This window comes from Paracoccaceae bacterium Fryx2, from assembly GCA_032334235.1.
GTDB lineage: Bacteria > Pseudomonadota > Alphaproteobacteria > Rhodobacterales > Rhodobacteraceae > JAVSGI01.
Genome location: JAVSGI010000005.1, coordinates 2,913,460 through 2,931,096, shown reverse-complemented (window position 1 = coordinate 2,931,096; position 17,637 = coordinate 2,913,460). Strand labels below are relative to the sequence as shown.

General features: G+C 64.6%; 16 protein-coding genes. 15 read left to right on the top strand and 1 reads right to left on the bottom strand.

What is annotated here, in order from left to right:
• Positions 1-85: 85 nt before the first annotated feature.
• Complete coding sequence (locus RNZ50_23320) at positions 86-877, bottom strand: cobalamin-dependent protein (protein ID MDT8857905.1); 792 nt, start codon at positions 875-877, stop codon at positions 86-88.
• Positions 878-1,021: 144 nt separating this feature from the next.
• Here RNZ50_23320 and RNZ50_23315 point away from each other — a divergent pair.
• From RNZ50_23315 to hemA, 15 genes are all read left to right on the top strand, one after another.
• A protein-coding gene (locus tag RNZ50_23315) for an IS5 family transposase (GenBank protein MDT8857904.1) occupies positions 1,022-1,773 on the top strand; the annotation gives its coding sequence in 2 pieces (ribosomal slippage) (positions 1,022-1,352 and positions 1,352-1,773; 753 coding nt in all).
• Positions 1,774-2,036: 263 nt separating this feature from the next.
• Entirely contained in the window at positions 2,037-2,525 is a 489-nt protein-coding gene (bchF, locus tag RNZ50_23310; GenBank protein ID MDT8857903.1) for a 2-vinyl bacteriochlorophyllide hydratase, read from the top strand.
• Positions 2,522-3,808: a ferredoxin:protochlorophyllide reductase (ATP-dependent) subunit N gene (locus RNZ50_23305; GenBank protein MDT8857902.1), complete on the top strand. Its 1,287-nt coding sequence runs from the start codon at positions 2,522-2,524 to the stop codon at positions 3,806-3,808. Before bchF ends, RNZ50_23305 begins: the two co-directional genes overlap by 4 nt.
• A gap of 112 nt (positions 3,809-3,920) precedes the next feature.
• Complete coding sequence (gene bchB, locus RNZ50_23300; GenBank protein ID MDT8857901.1) at positions 3,921-5,531, top strand: ferredoxin:protochlorophyllide reductase (ATP-dependent) subunit B; 1,611 nt, start codon at positions 3,921-3,923, stop codon at positions 5,529-5,531.
• Positions 5,521-9,075 carry a magnesium chelatase subunit H gene (locus tag RNZ50_23295; GenBank protein MDT8857900.1) on the top strand — a complete coding sequence of 1,185 codons (3,555 nt, stop codon included), beginning with the start codon at positions 5,521-5,523 and terminating at the stop codon, positions 9,073-9,075. Before bchB ends, RNZ50_23295 begins: the two co-directional genes overlap by 11 nt.
• A gap of 84 nt (positions 9,076-9,159) precedes the next feature.
• On the top strand, positions 9,160-10,056 hold the full coding sequence (gene bchL / locus RNZ50_23290; GenBank protein ID MDT8857899.1) for a ferredoxin:protochlorophyllide reductase (ATP-dependent) iron-sulfur ATP-binding protein: 897 nt from the start codon (positions 9,160-9,162) through the stop codon (positions 10,054-10,056).
• Positions 10,057-10,058: 2 nt separating this feature from the next.
• Positions 10,059-10,727, top strand: coding sequence for a magnesium protoporphyrin IX methyltransferase (bchM, locus tag RNZ50_23285; GenBank protein ID MDT8857898.1), 669 nt, complete (start codon positions 10,059-10,061; stop codon positions 10,725-10,727).
• Positions 10,724-12,163: a PucC family protein gene (locus RNZ50_23280; protein MDT8857897.1), complete on the top strand. Its 1,440-nt coding sequence runs from the start codon at positions 10,724-10,726 to the stop codon at positions 12,161-12,163. Before bchM ends, RNZ50_23280 begins: the two co-directional genes overlap by 4 nt.
• Before the next feature lie 15 nt (positions 12,164-12,178).
• The gene (gene puhA / locus RNZ50_23275; GenBank protein MDT8857896.1) at positions 12,179-12,946 is read left to right on the top strand and encodes a photosynthetic reaction center subunit H; all 768 of its coding nucleotides are present in this window, start codon (positions 12,179-12,181) and stop codon (positions 12,944-12,946) included.
• Between the two features lie 17 nt (positions 12,947-12,963).
• Positions 12,964-13,602 carry a photosynthetic complex putative assembly protein PuhB gene (puhB, locus tag RNZ50_23270; protein ID MDT8857895.1) on the top strand — a complete coding sequence of 213 codons (639 nt, stop codon included), beginning with the start codon at positions 12,964-12,966 and terminating at the stop codon, positions 13,600-13,602.
• Between the two features lie 9 nt (positions 13,603-13,611).
• Complete coding sequence (gene puhC, locus RNZ50_23265) at positions 13,612-14,070, top strand: photosynthetic complex assembly protein PuhC (protein ID MDT8857894.1); 459 nt, start codon at positions 13,612-13,614, stop codon at positions 14,068-14,070.
• Between the two features lie 27 nt (positions 14,071-14,097).
• On the top strand, positions 14,098-14,394 hold the full coding sequence (locus RNZ50_23260; protein MDT8857893.1) for a hypothetical protein: 297 nt from the start codon (positions 14,098-14,100) through the stop codon (positions 14,392-14,394).
• A complete protein-coding gene (gene acsF / locus RNZ50_23255) occupies positions 14,391-15,488 on the top strand; it encodes a magnesium-protoporphyrin IX monomethyl ester (oxidative) cyclase (GenBank protein MDT8857892.1) in 1,098 nt (365 codons plus the stop codon). Before RNZ50_23260 ends, acsF begins: the two co-directional genes overlap by 4 nt.
• 82 nt (positions 15,489-15,570) lie before the next feature.
• Positions 15,571-16,386 (top strand): putative photosynthetic complex assembly protein PuhE, encoded by an 816-nt coding sequence (gene puhE / locus RNZ50_23250; GenBank protein MDT8857891.1) that lies wholly within the window; start codon positions 15,571-15,573, stop codon positions 16,384-16,386.
• Positions 16,376-17,587 (top strand): 5-aminolevulinate synthase, encoded by a 1,212-nt coding sequence (gene hemA, locus RNZ50_23245; GenBank protein ID MDT8857890.1) that lies wholly within the window; start codon positions 16,376-16,378, stop codon positions 17,585-17,587. The genes puhE and hemA overlap by 11 nt, the downstream gene beginning before the upstream one ends.
• Positions 17,588-17,637: the final 50 nt, after the last annotated feature.

Genomic DNA, 17,637 nt, shown 5'->3' with positions numbered 1-17,637 from the left:
CGCCGTCCAGTAAGGTTGAACCATTGCTCTTCAAGTATCAGACCGTCTACCGTGCCGCATACCCAATTCAGGGACAGCGACTGTTTTACGCACGCTTGCGCACACCTTTGGCACTGCTCGCCAGGCCACATGCCTGCAATGCCGCGACAAGATCGTTGGTTGCAAGATCGGCGCCCGTGGCGGCCTCTGCTTCACCGGCGATTTCGAGGACGGGCCCGCCGAGAACCACAGGCAGACCCTGCGGACCCGTCTTGCGGATGCTCTTTACCAACCGCCGGGAAACATCAAGTTTTTCCGCACTCGCCACCGAAACCAGAACCCCGTTGAAACGCCCCGGCCGCAGGAGGCTGTGCAATTCTTCCTCGGTCGGGGCGAATCGTATGCAGACTGAAACGCCCATGCGGCGCAATTGCCCCAGCAGCACCATTGCGCCCAGCGTGTGCTGTTCCGCCTTCGGCACGATCAGCAGCAATGCACCATTGTCTTCGGTCTCGCAATGGTCGGCGACCCAGGCCGCCCCGATTTCGCGCAACAGCCCCTGCAGCCGGGCCGACCCCATCGAAACCTCCATAAAGCCCAGACGATCATCGGACCAGGCCGCGCCCATCGCCCGCGCCGCTTCCGGAATATAGCGGTCCGCCAAAGCCTCGGCGGTGATTTTCTGCCGTTTCAGTTCGCGCAGCAGGTCGCGCAGGCGGTCGGAATTGTCGGAGGTGACGGCATTGACCAGCAGGTGCACCAGGTCTTCGCGCAAAAGCGACTCGGGCTGGGAATTGCGCGCGGCAAGCAATGCCACGACATGGGAGGCGAAGTGGAGCACCCCCTTGTCTTCTGCCGCCGCATGCTGCGCGATCAGCCGGTTCTGTAAATCCTGCATGGTGACGGCTCCGCGGACAGGGAAGCGACACATGGAATCCGGACACGACATGACGACCGGAAAGTCCCCCTAGGGCCTGTTGACGTTTGAGGATTCCCAAATCACCCGCTGACTGATTCAAGGTTGCCAACATGGGAGGCAACCTTGATCCGCACTACTCTGACTGATGCCCAGTGGGCAACCATCGCTCCGCACTGTCTTGGCCGCGCATGCGACCCCGGCCGCACCGGACCCGACCCTCGTCTTTTCGTTGAGGCGGTGCTGTGGATTGCCCGCACGGGCAGCCCCTGGCGCGACCTGCCAGAAGACTTCGGCAAGTGGAATTCAGTATTCAAGCGGTTCCGCAGATGGGTGAAAGCAGACGCTTTCTACTGTATGTTCAGGGCGTTGGCCGAAGATAGCGACTTCGAATACACCATGATTGATGGAACCATTGTCAAAGTCCACCGTCACGGTCAGGGCGCAAAAGGGGGACTCAAAGTCAAGCCATTGGGCGTTCTCGCGGCGGTATAACTACCAAGATCATGGCGTTGACAGACGCACTCGGAAACCTGATCGACTTCCGGTTGCTGCCGGGACAGGCTCACGACCTGCGGGGCACGGCGGCGCTCATCGAAGGGCTATCCTGCGGAAAGCTCCTCGCGGACCGTGCTTTCGACGCGAACTGGCTGCGCGAGATGCTGGCGGAGGCCAAGATTGAGGCGGTTATCCCGCCCAAATCCAACCGCCGTTTCCCTGCCGAGTTCGATTGCGACACCTATAAATGGCGTCACCTGATCGAGAACTTCTTTGGAAAACTTAAGGAATATAGGGGTATAGCAACAAGATGCTGCAAGACCGACACCAGTTTCAGCGCATTTATCTCCCTCGCATCAACCGTCATCCGGCTCCGGTGAACGTCAACACGCCCTAGTCAAACTGTCCTCCACAGCAGGAAAAATGTCAAAGAAAATTGACACTCCCAAGTTTACACCCGTGCCAAACCGACTTCAACCCCATGATTTTCATGCCGAATAGCGGATTGCCGCCCCCTGCGCGCAGGGCTGCCCCAAGGCCGTTTCGGCACCACCTGTCAACCCGGACCGTGTAAGTTTTAGTTGACACTTTTCCGGCGGAGGCAGTAGTCTTGCCCGATAGGGTCCAACGCGAAAGCCACGAAATGACGCATTCCAGCGCCTCCCCTTCGCCACGTCGGCGTCTGTACACCGAGGCCGAAAGGTCTCGACGGGATGCGTCACGCTGGACAATGGTGCAGGCGATCCTTGCCCCCGCGCAGTTCCTTGTGTTCGCCATTTCGCTCGCGCTCGTCGTGCGCTTCCTGTGGACGGGCGAAGGCTACGTGGCCGCGACCGTGTCGATCCTGATCAAGACCGGCTTCCTCTACACCATCATGGTCACCGGCGCGATCTGGGAGAAAGAGGTGTTCGGCCAGTATCTGTTCGCACCTGCCTTCTTCTGGGAAGACGTGTTCAGCTTTGTCGTAATCACCCTGCACACCGTTTACATCTGGGGTCTGCTCGCCGGGACGATGTCGGCCAACGAATTGATGTGGCTGGCACTTTCTGCCTATGCCGCCTATGCGATCAACGCCTTCCAGTTTCTGTGGAAACTGCGTCTGGCCCGTCTGGATGCGGAGGCTCAGCCATGAACGCCACACTTTCCCCGAGCGGTTGCCGCGACACCCCGGTGCTGAAGGAGCGTGGCCAGCGCGAGGTTTTCTGCGGCCTGACCGGCATCATCTGGCTGCACCGCAAGATGCAGGACGCCTTCTTTCTGGTGGTCGGATCGCGCACCTGCGCGCATCTTCTGCAATCTGCCGCCGGGGTGATGATCTTTGCCGAACCGCGGTTCGGCACCGCAATTCTGGAAGAAAAGGATCTTGCGGGCCTCGCAGATGCCAATGCCGAACTGGACCGCGAGGTGGCGCGCCTGCTTGCCCGCAGGCCGGACATCCGGCGGCTGTTTCTGGTTGGTTCCTGCCCGTCGGAGGTCATAAAACTCGACCTGACCCGCGCGGCAGAGCGAATCAATGCCGCCCACGGCGACCGTGTGCAGTGCGTCAACTTCTCGGGGTCGGGGATCGAGACCACCTTTACTCAAGGAGAAGACGCCTGTCTGGCCGCCCTGGTTCCCACCTTGCCTGAGACCGATCAGCGCAGCCTGCTGATGGTCGGCGCCCTGCCCGACGTGGTCGAGGATCAGGCGCTCGCCCTGCTTGGGGCGTTGGGAATCACCCCGGTCCATTGCCTGCCCGCCCGGCTGGCGGGCGACATGCCAGGGGTTGGGGCAAATACGGTTTTCGCGCTGACCCAGCCTTTCCTCGGCGACACCCATGCCGCGCTGATCCGGCGCGGCGCCCGCCATCTGGCAGCGCCCTTTCCCTTCGGCGATCAGGGCACGACCGCCTGGCTGCAGGCGATTGCCACCGAATTCGGCGTGCCGCAGGACGTGTTCGACGCCGTGACGGCGGCCCCGCGCGCCCGGGCCCGCAAGGCCATCGCCGCGGCGGCAACCACCTTGTCGGGCAAGTCGGTCTTCTTCTTCCCCGACAGCCAGCTTGAACCGCCGCTGGCGCGTTTCCTGACCCGGGAATGCGGCATGACCGCGATCGAGATCGGCACCCCCTTCCTGCACCGCGACATCGTCGGACCTGATCTGGACCTGATCGAACCCGGCCCGCTGATGTCCGAGGGCCAGGACGTGGATCGCCAGATCGACCGTGCCCGCGCCGCCCGCCCCGACCTGACGGTCTGCGGCCTCGGGCTTGCGAATCCGCTGGAAGCCGAAGGGCTTACCACCAAATGGGCGATCGAGCTGGTGTTCACGCCCGTGCATTTCTACGAACAGGCAGGCGATCTAGCCTCGCTGTTCGCCCGTCCGCTGCGCCGTGCCGCTCTTCTCCGTCCTGCCAATGTGGAGGCCGCCGAATGACCGACGTCATGATCATCGTTTTCGTCCTTGCCCAGATCGTCACGGGCATTGCGCTCGGGGCTCCTTCGTTCAAGGCCCACTGGCGTCGGAACACCGGTCTCGGAGATTGGAAATGAAGCTTACCCTGTGGACCTACGAAGGTCCGCCTCATATCGGCGCGATGCGCGTGGCAACGGGCATGAAGGGCCTGCACTACGTCATCCATGCGCCGCAGGGTGATACGTATGCCGATCTTCTTTTTACAATGATCGAACGGCGCAATGCGCGCCCGCCGGTCAGCTACACCACCTTTCAGGCCCGAGATCTGGGGTCCGACACTGCGACGCTGTTCAAGACCGCCGTGCAGGAGGCTTACGACCGCTTCAAGCCCGAAGCGATCATCGTCGGCGCGTCCTGCACCGCCGAACTGATCCAGGACGATCCGGGCGGCCTTGCGGCCTCCATGGGCCTGCCCTGCCCGGTCATCCCGCTGGAGCTGCCCAGCTATCAGCGCAAGGAAAACTTCGGCGCCGACGAGACGTTTCTTCAGATTGCGCGCGCGCTGGCCAAGCCGATGCCGCGCAGCGAACAGGTCAGCTGCAACATCCTCGGCCCCACCGCGCTCGGCTTCCGCCACCGCGACGACGTGACCGAGATTGTCACGCTGCTGACCGGCATGGGCATTGCCGTCAACGTCACGGCGCCGATGGGGTCAAGCCCCACAGACATCAAGCGGCTGGGGGCGGCGCATTTCAACGTCCTGCTCTACCCCGAAACCGCCGAATCGGCGGCGCGCTGGTGCGAAAAGGCGCTGGGGCAGCCCTTCACGAAAACCGTGCCGATCGGCGTGGCGGCGACCCGCGAATTCCTGGCGGAAGTGTCGGCCCTGTCGGGGCTACCGGCCACCGTCGACGAAACCCGGCTGCGCCAGCCGTGGTGGTCGGCCTCGGTCGACAGCACATACCTGACCGGCAAACGGGTGTTCCTGTTCGGTGACGCCACGCATGTCATGGCCGCCGCCCGCATCGCCCGCGACGAGATCGGGTTCGAGGTGGTCGGCATGGGCTGCTACAACCGCGAATTCGCCCGCCCGCTGCGCGCCTTTGCCAAGGGCTACGGGGTCGAGGCGCTGATTTCCGAGGACTACCTCGAGGTCGAGGCCGCCATCGAGGCGCTGGCCCCCGAACTGATTCTCGGCACGCAGATGGAGCGCCACATCGCCAAGCGCCTCGGCATTCCCTGCGCCGTGATCTCGGCCCCGGTACACGTGCAGGACTTCCCGGCGCGCTACAGCCCGCAGATGGGCTTCGAAGGCGCGAACGTGATCTTCGACACCTGGGTGCATCCGCTGGTCATGGGGCTCGAGGAACACTTGCTGACCATGTTCCGCGAGGATTTCGAGTTTCACGACGCCGCCGGCGCGTCGCATCATGGCGGCAAGCACCATCCGGCCCCGGCCGTGACCGCCGCGCCTGCGGCGGCGGAGGAGGAGGGCTCGATGCCCTCCGAGGCCGCCGCCCCCGCGCCCCCGGCCGCCGCCGAACCCGCCCCCGCGGCGGGAACCGCCAGCGTCGATCCGACCAACATCATCTGGTTGACCGACGCCGAAAAAGAACTGAAGAAGATACCCTTCTTCGTGCGCGGCAAGGCCCGGCGCAACACCGAAAGATTTGCTGCTGAAAAGGGTCTTGACCGGATCAGCGTCGAAACCCTCTACGAGGCGAAGGCACATTATGCGCGCTGAACGAGACGTCACTTCCGGCTACAGCGTGGTGATCGTCACGCTCGACGCGCACTCCGCCGGCCCTGCTGCCCGCATCACGCCCCGTCTGGCGCGCGACTTCCCCGGCCTTTCGGTCACCGTCCACGCCGCCGCCGAATGGGCCGAAAACCCCGAAGCCCTGGCGCGCGCGCGCCTTGCCGTCGACAATGCCGACATCGTCGTTGCCAACCTGATCTTCATCGAAGAACACATCACCGCCATCCTGCCCAACCTCAAGGCCGCACGGGCGCGCGCCGATGCCTTCGTCGGCGTGATCGCCGATGCCCAGATCGTCAACCTGACGAAGATGGGCGACCTCGACATGTCCAAGCCCGCGTCCGGCGCGGTGGCGTTGCTCAAGAAGCTGCGCGGCTCGTCCAAGGGCCCCTCGTCCGGGTCCGGCGAAAAGCAGATGTCGCTCTTGCGGCGCCTGCCCAAGATCCTGCGGTTCATCCCCGGCAAGGCGCAGGATCTGCGGGCCTGGTTCCTGTCGATGCAATATTGGCTGGGCGGGTCCGACGACAACATCGAGCAGATGATCCGCTTCCTGATCTCGCGCTACTCCACCCGCAAGGACTGGGCCGGCACCCAGGCCAAGGCACCGATCGACTATCCCGAGGTCGGGCTTTATCACCCCCGTCTCGCCAACCGCATCACGACGCGCGCCGCCGATCTGCCCCGCCCCGAAGGGGCCCGCGGCACGGTGGGTCTGTTGTTGCTGCGGTCCTACATCCTCGCGTCCGACTGCGCGCATTACGACGCGGTGATCGAGGCGCTGGAGGCCAAGGGGCTCGCCGTTGTGCCGGCCTTTGCCGGCGGGCTCGACGGCCGACCGGCGATGGATGCCTATTTCCGCACCGCCAGCGGCAGCGCCGTGGATACGCTGATCTCGCTGACCGGCTTCAGCCTGGTCGGCGGCCCGGCCTACAACGACAGCCCGGCAGCGGTCGAGGCACTGTCGTCGCTCGATGTGCCCTATGTCACGGCACATCCGCTGGAATTCCAGACGCTGGGCCAATGGTCCAGTTCGGCGGGTGGGCTTGGGCCGGTCGAAACGACAATGCTGATCGCGCTGCCCGAAATTGACGGCGCCACCAACCCCACGGTGTTTGCCGGCCGCCACGGCCTGGCCGGTTGCGACGGTTGCACCCATGGCTGCCGCCCAGGTGCCGAGGCCAAGGCGATGTCGGCCTGTCGCGAGCGAGTCAACTCGCTGGCCGACAAGGTGGTCCGGCTGGCCGCCCTGCGCCGCAGCAAGGTGTCGGAACGGCGCGTCGGCATCGTGCTGTTCGGTTTCCCGCCAAATGCGGGTTCGGTCGGCACGGCCGCCTATCTTTCGGTTTTCGAAAGCCTGTTCAACACGCTGCACGCCATGGCGGCCGAGGGCTACACGCTGACCCCGCCTGCAACGGTCGAGGAATTGCGCGCCGCCGTGCTGACCGGAACCTACGGCCAGCGCGCGGCTGTCGCAGCCAATGTCCCTGCCGACACGATCGTGGCCAACACGCCCTGGCTGGCCGAGGTCGAGGCGGCCTGGGGCCCCGCCCCCGGTCGGCACCAGACCGACGGGCGCGGCGTCTTCGTGCTGGGCAAGCATTTCGGCAACGTCTTTGTCGGCGTCCAGCCGGTGTTCGGCTATGAAGGCGACCCGATGCGCCTACTGTTCGAACGCGGCTTTGCCCCGACTCATGCGTTCTCGACTTTCTACACCTGGCTGCGCAACGACTTCCGCGCCGATGTGCTGCTGCATTTCGGGATGCACGGCGCGCTGGAATTCATGCCGGGCAAACAGGCGGGGGTTTCGGGCAAATGCTGGCCGGACCGGCTGATCGGGTCTTTGCCCAACGTCTACCTCTATGCCGCCAACAACCCGTCCGAGGCGACGCTGGCCAAGCGCCGCTCGAATGCGGTGACGATCACCCACCTGACGCCGCCGCTGGCATCGGCCGGGCTTTACAAGGGTCTGCTGGAACTGAAGGACAGCCTGACCCGCTGGCGCGCGATTGCCGCAGACGCCCCCGAGCGCGGCGAGCTGGAAGCGTTGATCGCGGAACAGGCAGCCACGGTCGACATGGGCGGCAACGCCCCCGAAACCCTCTGGCTCAAGCTGCTGGAAGCCGAGGGTTCGCTGATTCCCGACGGGCTGCATGTCGTCGGCCGCCCGATGTCCGCCGCCGCCCGGGCCGAGATGATCGACCTGATGGGCATCAGCGGCGAAGAGGCCCGCCGCGCCGATGCGATGATGTCGCAGGACCACGAGTTGCCCGCGCTGATGCGGGCGCTGGGCGGGCATTTCATCTCGCCGGTGCCCGGTGGCGACCTGATCCGCGCGCCGGAAATCATGCCGACCGGCCGCAACATTCATGCCTTCGATCCGTTCCGGATGCCGACCGAATTCGCCCTGCGCGACGGGGCGGCGCAGGCGGCGCGGCTGCTGGCGGCGCATCCGACGCTGCCGCGCTCGGTGGCGCTGGTGCTGTGGGGGTCCGACAACATCAAGTCTGACGGCGGCCCGATCGCCCAGGCGCTGGCCCTGATGGGGGCGAAACCACGGTTCGACGGCTACGGCCGCCTGTGCGGCGCCGACCTCATTCCGCTGGCCGAGCTTGGCCGCCCGCGCATCGACGTGGTGATGACGCTGTCGGGCATCTTCCGCGACCTGCTGCCGCTGCAGACCCGGATGCTGGCCGAAGCCGCCTGGAAAGCCGCAACCGCCGACGAGGCGCCCGAGCAGAACTTCATCCGCGCCCATGCCCTTGCCTATGCCGACCAGATGGGCGTGGACATGGAGGTGGCGTCGCTGCGCGTGTTCTCGAACGCCGAAGGCGCCTACGGGTCCAACGTCAACCAGCTGGTCGACAGCTCGGCCTTCGGGCAAGAGGATGAACTGGCCGACGCCTACGAGGCCCGCAAGTCGTTTGCCTACGGGCGCAACGGCAAGCCGGTGCAGAACGCGGCACTGCTGCAGAAAACGCTGAAGAACGTCGATCTGGCCTATCAGAACCTCGAATCGGTGGAACTGGGCGTGACCTCGGTCGACCACTACTTCGACACGCTGGGCGGGATTGCACGGGCGGTGAAGCGGGCGCGCGGCGGCACCGATACGCCGGTCTACATCGGCGACCAGACGCGCGGCGCGGGCAAGGTCCGCACGCTGCGCGACCAGATCGCGCTCGAATCGCGCACCCGCGCGCTGAACCCGAAATACTACGAGGGGCTGCTGAACCACGGCTCGGAAGGCGTACGCCAGATCGAGGCCCAGGTGACCAACACGCTCGGCTGGTCTGCCACGACGCAGGCGGTCGATCCGTGGGTCTACCAGCGCCTGTCCGAAACCTTCGTGCTGGACGAGGCGATGCGCAAGCGTCTGGCCGACCTCAACCCCGAAGCCAGCGCCAGGATGGCGGGCCGCCTGCTGGAAGCCAGCGAACGCAACTACTGGCAGCCCGACGCCGCAACGCTGGCCGCCCTGCAAGGGGCCGCCGACGAACTGGAAGACCGACTGGAAGGGATCGCGGCCGAATGACCGCGCGCCCCCGGAGGAGTAATGCGACCCTTGCCGGATATGCCTCCGGCGGGGAAATTTACGCCAAGATGAAAGGGGCACATCATGAGCCCGCGAGATGAAATTCCCGACCTGCGTGGCCTTGACGGCGACGGCTCGGTTCAGGTGCATCAGGACGCCGATGTGAAGATCGAGGGCGCGAAAGTGTTCTCGGTCTATGGCAAGGGGGGGATCGGCAAGTCGACCACCTCCAGCAACCTGTCGGCGGCTTTTTCCATGCTGGGCAAGCGGGTGCTGCAGATCGGCTGCGACCCCAAGCATGACAGCACCTTCACGCTGACCGGGCGTCTGGTGCCGACGGTGATCGACATCCTGAAGGAAGTCGATTTCCACCCCGAGGAACTGCGCCCCGAAGACTTCGTGTTCGAAGGCTTCAACGGCGTGAAATGCGTCGAGGCGGGCGGCCCGCCGGCCGGCACCGGCTGCGGCGGCTATGTTGTGGGGCAGACGGTGAAGCTGCTGAAGCAGCATCACCTGCTCGATGACACCGACGTTGTGATCTTCGACGTGCTGGGCGACGTGGTCTGCGGCGGCTTTGCGGCCCCCCTGCAACATGCCGACCGGGCGCTGATCGTCACCGCCAACGATTTCGACAGCATCTACGCGATGAACCGCATCATCGCCGCCGTTCAGGCGAAATCGGCCAACTACAAGGTCCGGCTGGCTGGCTGCGTCGCGAACCGCAGTCACCAGACCGACGAGGTTGACCGGTACTGCAAGGTCGTCGGCTTCAACCGGCTGGCACACATGCCCGATCTCGATGCCATCCGCCGCTCGCGCCTGAAAAAGAAGACGCTGTTCGAGATGGAAGACGCCGAGGACGTGGTGCAGGTCCGCAAGGAATACATCCGTCTGGCCGAAACCCTGTGGCGCGGAACCGACCCGCTGGCCCCGGCCCCGCTGCCGGACCGCGAGATATTCGAACTGCTGGGGTTCGACTGATCATGGCCGACTATTCCGACACCATCGCCCGCGTCGAGGACTATTTCGACCGGACCGCGACCCGGACGTGGGAGCGGTTGACTTCGGATGCGCCGGTTTCGCGCATCCGGCAGACGGTGCGCGAAGGGCGTGACCGGATGCGCGACGTGATGCTGTCGCGCCTGCCCGCCGACCTCAAGGGTGCGCGGGTGCTGGATGCGGGTTGCGGCGCCGGGCAGATGACGATGGAGCTTGCGGCACGCGGCGCAGACGTGACGGCCGTTGACATCTCGCCCGCACTGATCGACATCGCGCAGTCGCGCCTGCCCGCGCATCATGCGCCACAGGTGCGGTTTGCCGCGGGCGACATGCTGTGCGACAGTCACGGGGCGTTCGACTTCGTTCTGGCGATGGACAGCCTGATCTACTACACCGCGCCCGACATCGGCCGAGCACTGGAGCGGCTGGGCGGGCGCACGGCGGAGGCGGTGGTGTTCACCGTGGCGCCCAAGACCCCGTTCCTGATGGCGTTCTGGACCATGGGCAAGCTGTTCCCCCGGTCCGACCGCTCGCCGATCATGATCCCTCATGCGTTCGAGCCGCTGGCCGCCGCGACTGGTGGCAACCTGCAACAGGTCGAGCGCGTGTCGCGGGGTTTCTACATTTCGGAATGCCTGGAGTATCGCCCATGATCCTGGGGAAGGCATCGCTCAAACGGCTGACGATGGGGTCGCTGCCTTTCGCGGATGCGGCGTCCGAAGGGCTTCCGATGGGGCAGCTTCTGCGCCTGTCGCTGTTCCAGGTGTCGGTCGGCATGGCGATGGTGCTCCTGCTGGGCACGCTGAACCGGGTGATGATTGTCGAGCTGTCGGTTTCGGCCACGGTGGTGGCGGCCATGATCGCGCTTCCGGTGCTGGTGGCCCCATTCCGCGCGCTGCTGGGGTTCCGGTCCGACACGCACAGGTCGGCGCTGGGCTGGAAGCGGGTGCCGTACCTCTGGTTCGGCTCGCTGTGGCAGATGGGCGGGCTGGCGATCATGCCGTTCGCGCTGATCGTGCTGGGCGGCGACCAGGTGCTGGGGCCGACCTGGGCGGGCGAGGTTCTTGCGGCGCTTGCTTTCCTGATGACCGGGCTCGGGATGCACATGACGCAGACCGCCGGCCTGGCGCTGGCGTCCGACCGCGCCAGCGACGAGACGCGGCCCCGGGTCGTGGCGCTGCTTTACGTGATGTATCTGCTGGGCATGGCCGTTTCGGCTGTGATCGTCGGCTGGCTGCTGCGCGATTTCTCGGATATCCGGCTGATCCGGGTGGTGCAGGGCTGTGGCATAGTAACGCTGTTGCTGAACATCGTCGCCCTCTGGAAGCAGGAAAAACTGCGCCCGATGAGCGATGCCGAACGCGCCGAGCCCCGTCCGAAATTCCGCGAAGCGTGGGCCGACCTGATGACCGGGGGCACGGCGGGGCGGCTGCTGGCGGTGGTGGCGATCGGGTCGTTCGGGTTCAACATGCAGGATGTGCTGCTTGAACCATATGGCGGCGAGATCCTCGGCCTGTCCGTGTCGGCCACCACATTGCTGACCGCGATGACCGCGATCGGGGCCCTGCTGGGCTTCGGGCTGTCGGCCCGCTGGCTTGCAAGGGGGCTGGACCCTTACAGAATGGTCGGGCGCGGCGTTCTGATCGGCATTGCGGCCTTCACCGCGGTGCTGTTCGCGGCTCCGGTCGATTCGGCCATGCTGTTCTACATCGGCGCGTTCTGCATCGGGCTGGGTGGCGGGCTGTTCGCCGTGGGCACGCTGACGGCGGCCATGACGATGCCCGCCCAAGGCAAGGCCGGGCGCGGGCTGGCGCTGGGGGCCTGGGGAGCAGCGCAAGCCACGGCGGCCGGGCTTTCGGTCTTCGTCGGCGGCGGCCTGCGCGATCTGGTGGGCCATTGGGCGGAGGCCGGCGGGGCGGGTGCGACATTTGCAACCCCCGCCATCGGCTACACAGTCGTGTATAATTTCGAAATCGTGTTGCTCTTTGCGACACTTGTCGTCCTGGGGCCGCTTGTGAAACTGGCGATCCTGTCCCCTGAAACCCAAAGCGGCACCGACAGGATCGGAATTGCCGACTTTCCCACCTAACGCGGAGGAACCGATATGGTTGGCGTTAATTTCTTTGGCGACTTCGACTTGGCGAGCCTGGCCATCTGGGGCTTCTGGGCCTTCTTTGCCCTGCTGATCTACTACCTGCAAACCGAAAACATGCGCGAAGGCTATCCGCTGGAAACCGAGGACGGCAATCCTTCGCCCAACCAGGGCCTGTTCCCGCTGCCGGCGCAGAAGACCTTCCTGCTGCCGCATGGCCGCGGCACCGTGACCCAGCCCAATGGCGAGCGTGAAGCCCGCGAAGTGGCGCTGGCCCGCACGGCCGTCTCCGAGGGTTTCCCGCATGTGCCCACCGGCGATCCGATGGTGGACGGTGTGGGCCCGGCCTCCTGGGCCCCGCGCCGCGACGTGCCGGAGCTTGACGGTCACGGCCACAACAAGATCATCCCGATGTCGCAGTCGCCCAGCTTTGTGGTTTCGGCCGGGCGCGACCCGCGCGGCCTGCCGGTTTTCGCCAACGATCTGAAGTTCGTGGGCAAGATTTCGGATATCTGGTTCGATGGCCCCGAACAGCTGGTGCGCTATCTGGAAGTCACCCTTGACAGCGGGGCCAAGCGGCTTATCCCGATGACCATGGCGAAGGTCCAGAAACAGCGCGTCGTGGTGGAATCTCTGTCTTCCGATCGGTTCCCGGGCGTGCCCGCGACCAAATCCGCGACCGAGGTCACGCTGCTGGAAGAAGACAAGATCTGCGGCTGGTTTGCCGGCGGCACCATGTACTCCAACAAGGCTTCCAAGATGAAGCTGATGTTCGGCTGAAACGGAGGATTTGACCCATGACCGGACATGATGATCTTGCATTCGAGCCGGTTGAGGGCCTCCCTGCCCTGCCGCCCAAGGGGGAAACCCTTTTGTGGCAGGGCCGTCCCCACACCTGGACCCTGGCGCGCGATGCCTTCGGCCTGAATTGGGTGGTGGGCTATTTCGTGTTGATCGTGCTTTGGCGTTCCGCCGTCGGCTGGGCCGATGGCGGTGCCGTTCTTGCTCTCGCCATGGGGCTTCCCTATGTCGGCCTTGGCGTTGCCGCCTATCTGGTGATCCTGCTCATGGCCTGGGTGCAGGCCCGCGCCACCGTCTACACGATCACGACGGCCCGGGTTGCAATGCGCATCGGCGCGGCCCTGTCGGTCACCTTCAATCTGCCCTATGCACAAGTCGGCACCGCGCGCCTGGATCTCAAGCGCAACGGCACCGGCACGATTGCGCTTGAAACGCTGGGCAACACGCGGCTGTCCTATCTGGTGTGCTGGCCTCATGTCCGTCCCTGGTACATCCGTCACACCCAGCCCGCGCTGCGCTGCATCCCCGATGCCGCACGCGTCGCAGGAATTCTGGCCGAGGCTGCGGAGACCCGCATCTCGCAGCCCGTCATCACCCGAGGGTCAGCGTCGGCTTCGGCCCTGGCCGCACAATAGGAGACGCCGATGGCCGTGGACGTTCGACCCGAGTCGAAAGATCCCGACAAGGAAATGGTTCCCGTGGTGCTGCTGCGCGCCATGTTCGCCCTGGCGCTGCTGTCACTTGCCATCGTGGGCTTTTCCGTTGCGACCGGCCGCGAACCGGTCGGGCAACCGAAGGCGGCCGACGTGGTTCAGGAACGGCTGATCGTTCTCAAGGGTGGGGGGGCACAGGCGGTGACGGTTCTTGCCGCAGACGGCACCGTGATCGCCGATCTGGCGCATGGCGGTTTCATCACCGTGGTGCAGAACGGATTGCAGCGCGCGCGCCTGACGAAGGGGGTCGATCAGTCGCTGCCGGTGCGTCTCGTGCGCTTCGCCAACGGCAGGCTCGCCCTGCTCGACCCGGAAACCGGCTGGAGCGCAGAGCTCTATGCCTTTGGTGGCGACAACAAGGCTGCATTCGAACGGCTGATGTCGCAGTGACGACCGAACAAAAATGGGAACCAAATCATGGGAATTTTCACCAAGGAAGCTGAAAGGGTGCCCTGCACCGTAGAAGTAAGCCATCGGTTCGAAAGCCTTCACGCGCATGTGCGTTTCAACAACGGGGCCGTCGTCTATCCTGGAGACGAGGTTCTGGTGCATGGCGCGCCGGTCGTGGCGGCCTATGGCGAACTGGTGATCGAAGACCGCATCGCGACCATCACCCGGGCCAGCGCGCTGGAACGGCTGTGGACCCGGATGACCGGTGACTTCGAGTTCATGGAACTGTGCGAATTTTCATTTTCAGAGGAGGTCAAGCTGTGAACGCCACCCCGCAGGATCTCTACCCCGACCATACCGAAATCATTCCGGTCACTACCGACACCACGGCGATGGCCACCCAGACGACACTGCTGAACCCGCGCTTCTACACCACCGATTTCGACGAGATGGACAGGATCGATGTCACCCCGGTGCGTCCCGCGTGGGACAAGCTGATCGCCCAGATGAAATCCGACCCCAACAAGGGCCATTTCAAGAAAAACGAGTCCTGGGACAAGGTCGACTGGGCCGGCATGGACCCCGCGCTGCGGGCCGAGTTCATCGACTTTCTGGTGTCGTCCTGTACAGCCGAATTCTCGGGCTGCGTGCTTTACAAGGAAATGAAGCGCCGCGGCAACAACCCCGACATCTGCGAGTTGTTCAACTACATGGCCCGCGACGAGGCCCGCCATGCCGGTTTCATCAACGACGCGCTGCGCGAGGCGGGTGTTGCAGTGAATCTGGGCTTCCTGACCAAGGCCAAGAAATACACCTATTTCCGGCCGAAGTTCATCTACTACGCCACCTACCTGTCGGAAAAGATCGGTTACGCCCGCTACATCACCATCTTTCGCCATCTGGAGGCGAACCCGGAACACCGGTTCCATCCGATCTTCAAATGGTTCAAGGAATGGTGCAACGACGAGTTCAGCCATGGCGAGGCCTTCGCGCTGCTGATGCGCACCGACCCCAAACTGACCACGAGCTTCGCCAACAAGCTGTGGATCCGCTTCTTTCTGACCGCCGTCTACTCGACGATGTGGGTGCGCGACCATGCCCGGCCGGAGTTTCACAAGGCGCTTGGCGTCGACATCGCATGGTATGACCAGGAGGTGTTCCGCAAGACCTCGACCATCGCGCGTCAGGTGTTCCCGATCGAGATCGACATCGACCACCCGCGCTGGATTCCCAATCTGCAACGGATGAACGCCGCCTTCATCGCCATGGATGCGGCGAAGCGCGAGGGCGGGATCGGCGGCAAGTTCAAGGAATGGGGGGCGGCAGCCAAGGCGGCGGTCGCGTTCGTGGCGCTTTACACCATTCCGGTCAAGAACAACGTGCTGCCCGAGAACGTGCGACTGGAGCCGATCTATTGACCGGGCGGGCCACATCCTGCACGAGGCGCGGGGCGGATGCCCCCGCCTTGGCACGTGGCCTGCCGTGCGAGGGTAGGCCATGATGACCGACAATCCCTGGATGGCCGTCGCAACCGCGCTTTTCCTGTGGTGGTTCTTCACGGGCGCGATTCTGTGGCGCGTCAAGGCCGCCGACAATGGCGGCCCCGAACAGCACCTCTGGTCGGTGCTGCTGGGCCTGCCTTTGCTGGGCGCCGGGTTCTACGGCGTGGTCCATACCGTTCCCGACGGGTCGCCGCAGGGTGCCTATCTGGCCTTCCTGTCTGCGCTGGCGATCTGGGGCTGGATCGAACTTGCGTTCCTGTCCGGCATCGTCACCGGGCCGAACACCCGCGAATGCCCGGAAGGCGCAACCGAATGGGATCGGTTCCTGCGCGGCTTCGGCACGCTGGCCTGGCACGAGACGCTGCTGGTCGTGGCCCTGCTGGCCCTGATCGTGCTGTCGAAGGATGCGGTGAACAGCTTTGCGCTTTACACCTTCATAGTGCTGTTCTTCGCCCGCATCTCGGCCAAGCTGAACCTGTTTCTCGGGGTGCCGAGAATCAACACCGAATTCCTCCCCCGGCCGCTGGCGCATCTGTCGAGCCATTTCCGGCGTGCGACAATGAATCCGCTGTTCCCCGTGTCGATTACCACGATAAGCTTTGCTTCTGCCTGCTGGATGGAAAGGGTTTGGTCTGCCCCGACTCCTGGCGCAGTGACGGGTTTCACCCTGCTTGCGGCCCTCACGCTGCTGGCATTGCTGGAACACTGGTTCATGGTGCTTCCCCTGCCTGACCAAAAACTCTGGCGCTGGATGATCCCGGCACCCAAACCCATCGCTCAAGACAGGTTGCAAGAGGACGTCCATGGACTTTGACAAGATCTTCACCGCCCAGCTGGATCAGCTGAAGGCAGACGGCAACTACCGTGTATTCGCCGAACTTGAACGCCACTGCGGTGCCTTCCCCAAGGCCGACCGCCATTCGGGCGGAAATGTCAGCGAAGTGACCGTGTGGTGTTCCAACGACTATCTCGGCATGGGCCAGAATCCGGCCGTGGTGCAGGCGATGGTGGACACCGTGAAATCCTGCGGTACGGGGTCCGGCGGCACCCGCAACATCTCGGGAACCAACCATCACCATCTGGTGCTGGAGGCCGAGCTGGCCGATCTGCACGGCAAGGAGGCGGCGCTGCTGTTCACCTCGGGCTACGTGTCGAACTGGGCGGCGCTTTCGACCCTTGGCGCGCGCATTCCCGGTGCGGTGATCCTGTCGGACGCGAGCAACCATGCCTCGATGATCGAAGGCGTGCGCCATTCGCGCGCCGACAAGGTGATCTGGAAGCACAACGACTGGCGCGACCTAGACCGCAAGCTGGCCGCCGTGGGCGACCGGCCCAAGATCGTGGCATTCGAGTCGGTGTATTCGATGGATGGTGACGTGGCCCCGATCCGCGAGATCGTCGAGGTGGCCGAGGCGCATGGCGCCATGACCTACATCGACGAGGTTCACGCCGTGGGCATGTATGGCCCGCGCGGCGGCGGAGTTACCGAGCGCGAGGGGCTGGCCGACCGGATCGACCTGATCGAAGGCACGCTGGGCAAGGCTTACGGCGTGGTCGGCGGCTACATCACCGGATCGGCGGCGCTGTGCGACTTCGTCCGCTCTTTCGCGTCGGGTTTCATCTTCACCACCGCGCTGCCGCCTGCGGTGGCAGCTGCGGCGGCAACCTCGATCCGGCACCTCAAGACATCCGATGCCGAACGTCTGGCGCAGCGCGACCGCGTCGCCACCCTGCGCGCCAAGCTTGACAAGCACGGTATTCCGCATATGGCGAACGAAAGCCACATCATCCCGGTGATGATCGGCGACCCGATGAAATGCCGGATGATCAGCGACATCCTGATGGATGACTGGGGCATCTATGTTCAGCCGATCAACTATCCCACCGTTCCGAAGGGCACCGAGCGTCTGCGCATCACGCCGGGTCCGCTGCATTCGGATGCCGATATCGACCGGCTGGTGGCGGCGCTTGCGGCCCTGTGGCAGCATTGCGCCCTGGCGCGTGCCGTCGCCTGATCCGATCGGCATGCTTGCGCGTACAAACTGACAACTACGGAGGACTTCCA

Bases quoted from the DNA above. Each gene is read 5' to 3' on its own strand.
- RNZ50_23320 (MDT8857905.1), bottom strand. From the start codon at position 877: ATGCAGGATTTACAGAACCGGCTGATCGCGCAGCATGCGGCGGCAGAA.
- bchF (MDT8857903.1), top strand. From the start codon at position 2,037: ATGACGCATTCCAGCGCCTCCCCTTCGCCACGTCGGCGTCTGTACACC.
- RNZ50_23305 (MDT8857902.1), top strand. From the start codon at position 2,522: ATGAACGCCACACTTTCCCCGAGCGGTTGCCGCGACACCCCGGTGCTG.
- bchB (MDT8857901.1), top strand. From the start codon at position 3,921: ATGAAGCTTACCCTGTGGACCTACGAAGGTCCGCCTCATATCGGCGCG.
- RNZ50_23295 (MDT8857900.1), top strand. From the start codon at position 5,521: ATGCGCGCTGAACGAGACGTCACTTCCGGCTACAGCGTGGTGATCGTC.
- bchL (MDT8857899.1), top strand. From the start codon at position 9,160: ATGAGCCCGCGAGATGAAATTCCCGACCTGCGTGGCCTTGACGGCGAC.
- bchM (MDT8857898.1), top strand. From the start codon at position 10,059: ATGGCCGACTATTCCGACACCATCGCCCGCGTCGAGGACTATTTCGAC.
- RNZ50_23280 (MDT8857897.1), top strand. From the start codon at position 10,724: ATGATCCTGGGGAAGGCATCGCTCAAACGGCTGACGATGGGGTCGCTG.
- puhA (MDT8857896.1), top strand. From the start codon at position 12,179: ATGGTTGGCGTTAATTTCTTTGGCGACTTCGACTTGGCGAGCCTGGCC.
- puhB (MDT8857895.1), top strand. From the start codon at position 12,964: ATGACCGGACATGATGATCTTGCATTCGAGCCGGTTGAGGGCCTCCCT.
- puhC (MDT8857894.1), top strand. From the start codon at position 13,612: ATGGCCGTGGACGTTCGACCCGAGTCGAAAGATCCCGACAAGGAAATG.
- RNZ50_23260 (MDT8857893.1), top strand. From the start codon at position 14,098: ATGGGAATTTTCACCAAGGAAGCTGAAAGGGTGCCCTGCACCGTAGAA.
- puhE (MDT8857891.1), top strand. From the start codon at position 15,571: ATGACCGACAATCCCTGGATGGCCGTCGCAACCGCGCTTTTCCTGTGG.
- hemA (MDT8857890.1), top strand. From the start codon at position 16,376: ATGGACTTTGACAAGATCTTCACCGCCCAGCTGGATCAGCTGAAGGCA.